At 57.8% G+C, this 4,648-nt stretch carries 4 protein-coding genes; 1 reads left to right on the top strand and 3 read right to left on the bottom strand.

The annotated features are described in order from the left end of the window. Positions 1-593: 593 nt before the first annotated feature. Entirely contained in the window at positions 594-1,052 is a 459-nt protein-coding gene (locus NKJ89_RS35395; protein ID WP_352609043.1) for a hypothetical protein, read from the bottom strand. A gap of 54 nt (positions 1,053-1,106) precedes the next feature. Continuing rightward, the gene (locus tag NKJ89_RS35390) at positions 1,107-1,709 is read right to left on the bottom strand and encodes a hypothetical protein (protein ID WP_352609042.1); all 603 of its coding nucleotides are present in this window, start codon (positions 1,707-1,709) and stop codon (positions 1,107-1,109) included. 97 nt (positions 1,710-1,806) lie between these two features. Here NKJ89_RS35390 and NKJ89_RS35385 point away from each other — a divergent pair, with 97 nt between their 5' ends. After that, positions 1,807-2,355: a helix-turn-helix domain-containing protein gene (locus NKJ89_RS35385; RefSeq protein WP_352609041.1), complete on the top strand. Its 549-nt coding sequence runs from the start codon at positions 1,807-1,809 to the stop codon at positions 2,353-2,355. A 1,337-nt stretch (positions 2,356-3,692) separates the two neighbouring features. Here the strand turns inward: NKJ89_RS35385 and NKJ89_RS35380 are convergent. Next, a partial coding sequence (locus tag NKJ89_RS35380) for an MFS transporter (RefSeq protein WP_352609040.1) occupies positions 3,693-4,648 on the bottom strand: 956 nt, incomplete at its 5' end.

Below are 4,648 nucleotides of genomic sequence, written 5' to 3'. Positions count from 1 at the left end.
AAAGTTAGATATCGCGCTCGCAACAAAGCCGATGTCGCATCAACGGTGCCGATGCGCGATGTGTGTGCCGGTTGGCGTCAGTTGGTCTCGGTCGCGCAGCCCGACGGGGTGCGGTCTGCCCTGCGACTCTTGGCCTTGGACGGTGCTACCGCGCCGATGGCTGCGATGTCAAACTGCCGCGGTCCTGGGAGCGCCCATAGCATCGGCTGGACGATTTCAGGCAGGGCAACGATGACACGCAACTGGGGAACAGCGAAGCATCGCGCAGGCTTATATGAAGCGAAGCAGAGCCAGTCAGCACGGCCACGGCTTCGATCGGACGCGGTGGTTCTTGGGGGTCGGCGGACTTGCGAATGTGGACCACCTTGGGTGGCCGATTTCGCTTGTCGCCGCTCTGGGGCGGGGAGTGAAAGAGTGATGCAGCGTCTGTCTGCCGCAAGGCTCGGGGACCTTTTGGCGGGAGACCTGCGTTGTTTTTGGCGGGCCCTCGACGATCGAACCACTTGCCGGCCGCACGGAGCAGGTCAATATGGTGCTTCGCAACACGCCTCTTGGCATGGTTGCGAACGTACTCACCTCCCCTCTCGGCGCACTCACTTGTGCGGCATGCAATAAACCCCCTCGGATTGCATCAGTACCGCGCCACCCTTCAACTCGCTAAGGGCGCCGACCCAGGCTTCCGAATAAGTGCGGCTGGCATCCACGGCCGACAGCCAAAGAACGCGATTGTCGGCCAGTTCGACTTTAACTTCCTGCTGCAAAGGGCTTGCCTGCACGGTCTGTTGATAGTGACGCTTGATCCTGACATTGCCAGCTGCGAACTCGGCTTCGTTGCTGCCGTAGTTCAGCACAAATCCAGAGCGGTCCTCAGTCACTGTGCAACCGCCATCACGCTCGCATACAATTTTGGCAGCGGTCTTGCAGTCCCATTTCAGTGAAGCGGGCCACATAGGATTGTTCACGCTTGATCGCGGCTTGTCGCTCTGACCAGCCGCCGTCAACACTGCGCCTGTGTTCAAAATCACAGTGGACAGGAGAAGCGCCTTGAACACTACAACCCTCCGTGAATTGCGACAATAGTACCTCGTCCTGCGTGATCGCCGGGCTCATGGCATGTTGAGATTGAACCAGCTTTTCTGGCGCACGCCGTTCGCGTCATCATACTCGATGAACCAGGGCTTTCCGCGCATCGGTCGAGGGATGGTGTAATAGGTGGGGCCATTACCAAGGGAATGCCCTCGTTCGTTCCCCGCGGTCTGGATTTTTGCCGTCACCACCTTACCGTCGATTTCGATTTGGACCTGACGTGATCCGTCTCGATGAAGCCCGCCGAGGCCGTTGTTTTTGAAAACGACGGGCAGCGAGAACCTATCGGCCGCGATGCGGCAGATGTTCCGTTCTTGACCTAAGCCCGGCCGATCGGATTCGGAGCTGCCAACTGCTTGCCAGCCAGACGGACAATCCTCATACTTCTCAAATCTCGCCGCGCTGCAGTTGGCTTGCGGACAGGTCGGCCAATTGAAACTCGGGGCTTCCATCGCCGCAATCAACTTGTAAATTGGCGGGTGGCACGAGGGGGTACCCTTCCAGTCGCCGGAAAGACATAGGAGGACCTGACAGCCCCATTCCGACGCTTTTGATTCGGATGGAAGAGCCGCTGTGCCCGCGATGGCGGCGGCACCCACCAAAAGAGATTTGAGTATGGTCATAGCCTTTTCCTCGCTGCGTATTTTGACAGTTTACTATGGATGGTCCGAGCGAAAAAGGATAGGTCGAAAAGGCAGGTTTGTGCGACTACATCGATTTATGAAACGAGACGACGGAGGCGTGGTCAACAACCCGTTGCGCGCCAACATTGCTTTGACGCTTGAGCGGGAGCGAGCCAAACGTGGCCTATCCTATATGCACATGACCGAGCTGTTTCGGACCGCCGAGGGCGAAAAACTGGCCTATCGAACCTACATTCAGACTGTGCGTCAGAAAAATAATGTCACATTGACGACGCTACAGATCATGGCAAACGGCTTGCAAGTGTCTTTCGCAGGACTGCTCGCCGGCAGTAAGAAAGTTCCGGATTGGGCGCATCGGTTGGACGACAATGCGATCCGCAAGCGGCTGGCGCACATCATCGATTTTGAGCGACAACGACGTACTTTGCACCGCTATGAGATGGCCGAACTCATCGGTGTGGCGGAGGCGACATTCACGAAACTGGAGCGCGCGAGCGGCAACATCAGCGTGGACACGATTGCCGCGATCGCCAAGGCGTTGAAACTGGATCCAGCGACCTTCCTCTTTTCCGAAATAACCCCGCCAACAGGGGATCTACCTGTTTCCGATAAAGTGGAGGGGTAGGCTTCCATTCGAGAGCCGATCCAGCATAATTATCCTTCTGGCGGAGAGTACGGAATGACCTGGCAGGCTCTGACGGTGCTCGCGCACACGGAGACCAGCGCCCTCTCCTCCTCCCGGCTGGCTCGGACGGAGGGCAGGCTGTTCGCGAGCGTAGGGGGCGCGGGGGAGAGCCTTTTTTCAGCGAAGGAAGATGTCGCTTGTGCGTTCGGTCAAGCAGTGGATATGTTTTAGTAACCTATTGCTACAACTGCAGGTTCCACAAGGTGGATGATGGATGATCTCCTCAGTAAGATAATACATCGCATCTAACGTCAGTATCTTTGAGATCCGTCGAGACAATGACGACGGTCATACATCTCGCTTCGACAAATCTGTCTTACTTGAAACGCCCTGATCGTCTGGTCAAACTAGACGAACGCTCTAAGCTCCTCTGACCGCGGCTCCCCAAGTCAGACAATCAGGCGTAATGGTGAAATATCTCGCGAGCAAGGTGAATTGGTGCGTCGCGCGAGATGCCTTCCGGAGCGCCCCTAGGATCTCGATCGTCTATGGATCGTACGCGTCCTCAACTGCCGCAGCTTTCATCGGCTCCGCACTTCGCCATCCGGGCTTGGGACACTGCCTGTTCTGCTTTCGTGCAAAGTCCGCGATGGCGGCAAGATTCCTCGGCCGAGACGCCATTTTTGGGCGGCAATTCCAGCGCCGGCCTTGAACGGATCATGCCGCATATCTCTTGGATGCTTCATCGTCGTGGCCCCGCTTAAGCCGGCCGGGCCTCCCGACCGCCGGATCGATAATGATGATCGCCTCTGGAGAATTGTTCTTGTTGTCGAGCGCGACGGTCTCCACCGTCTTCCCGTGCTCTATTTCCGCTCAGTCATGAGCAACGCCAGTCAGCCTGTCGACACGACGAGGTCCCCTGCCTTATCTGCACCGTGTGAAGTCTTTTGGGTCGCTCGGGCCGCGCCACCCCAGCCTATCTTCCTTCACGTCCAACAGCGAAGCATTCAATCCTAATTCGTGAAGCATGGAGAAAACAAAAATTTGACTGGCAACCAAGGCTTCTGCGGCGCCGACCTTTCCGATTGGATACGAGAGCCAAACAGCCTAAACCCCTCGGAAAAGTTTGCTGCCCAGACTCCCCCGTCCGGTCGAACGCCCTTTGCGGTACCGGCTGTCAATCCGGACTTTCCGACGCCAAACGTCGCCTAATCCGTTCACGGCTCAATCGTGATTGTCCATTCCACCGCCGTCGCTTCCTCTCCAGACAAAGCGACGGTGATGGAATGCGCAGGCCTGACAACCCGTGTCCAACCCAGAGAACTTTCCACTCGTCCTTACGGGCGCGATACAAAGGGCACAGGCTGGACTTGGCTACCCGGGGCAGGGCTTGTCGACCGCTCGATTGAAAGTGCGAGATGAGGAGGACAACCGCCGACCTGCAGAGCGGCAAGGCGCTCGCCTACCTCCCTGTCAGTCACCGTTAGCCTATGGTTTAGACGAAGATAGTCCGTCCATGTCGGCGTGCGGAATGTCTCGGTCCAAAGCGTCGGCTTCTGAAGGTCGCGCTGGAGGGTCCAGTCCCGCGCACCGGCACGGCTCTGAACGCGCCGCCTCTCGCGCATGCAGCGCAAAAATTCCTCGATATTCTCCTCGGGGATCGAATACTCCACCTTGACCACAATCGGGCCGCTTCTAGGCTTCGGATCGAGCGCCAGTTCCGGTGGCGTGAAATCGAAGGCCCCTTGATCAGATTCTTCCCATAGCTCTATTGGCAAGAGCTTCCCCGCTGCTGCAACCAGCAACAGCGCCGCTGCAGCACCTTCCAAAGCCCACGTCAGGGAATAGTTCTGCGCGACAGTACCCCAGATCCAGCTGCCGGTTGCCATGCCGCCGTAGGTCAGAGCGTAATAGATCGACAGAGTGCGACCAACTACCCACCTTGGGCTTGCCAACTGCACACACACGTCGGTTCCGGTCCAGGTGACAACCCAGCCTGCGCCACCGATGGCAAGCGCGACCGCCGCCACAGCCACCGATGATGTGAGAGCCAGTAAAAGGCAACACGTTGCGCAGGCAACGGATGCGAGCGTGATCAATCGATTTTGGGACGTGATGCGTCTCAAATAGCTGTTGCTAATGCCGGCGATCAAGGCGCCTGTGCCGAAGCCGGCCAACAGGACGCCGTAAACAATTGGCCCGCCCGCCAGTTGGTCGCGAACCAGGAGGGGGAGCAAAGCAAGAATCGAGATGCTCGACAGCCCGAACAGGGTAGCACGCACAATCGCCACTC

Origin of the sequence: Mesorhizobium sp. M0047 (assembly GCF_040323315.1) — a bacterium.
Lineage (GTDB): Bacteria > Pseudomonadota > Alphaproteobacteria > Rhizobiales > Rhizobiaceae > Mesorhizobium.
The sequence above is the reverse complement of the archived record's forward strand: the minus strand, read 5'-3'. Positions and strand labels throughout refer to the sequence as shown.

What these genes read in the sequence shown, in the direction of transcription:
- NKJ89_RS35385 (WP_352609041.1), top strand. Translation starts at nt 1,807, where the DNA reads ATGAAACGAGACGACGGAGGCGTGGTCAACAACCCGTTGCGCGCCAAC.
- NKJ89_RS35390 (WP_352609042.1), bottom strand. Translation starts at nt 1,709, where the DNA reads ATGACCATACTCAAATCTCTTTTGGTGGGTGCCGCCGCCATCGCGGGC.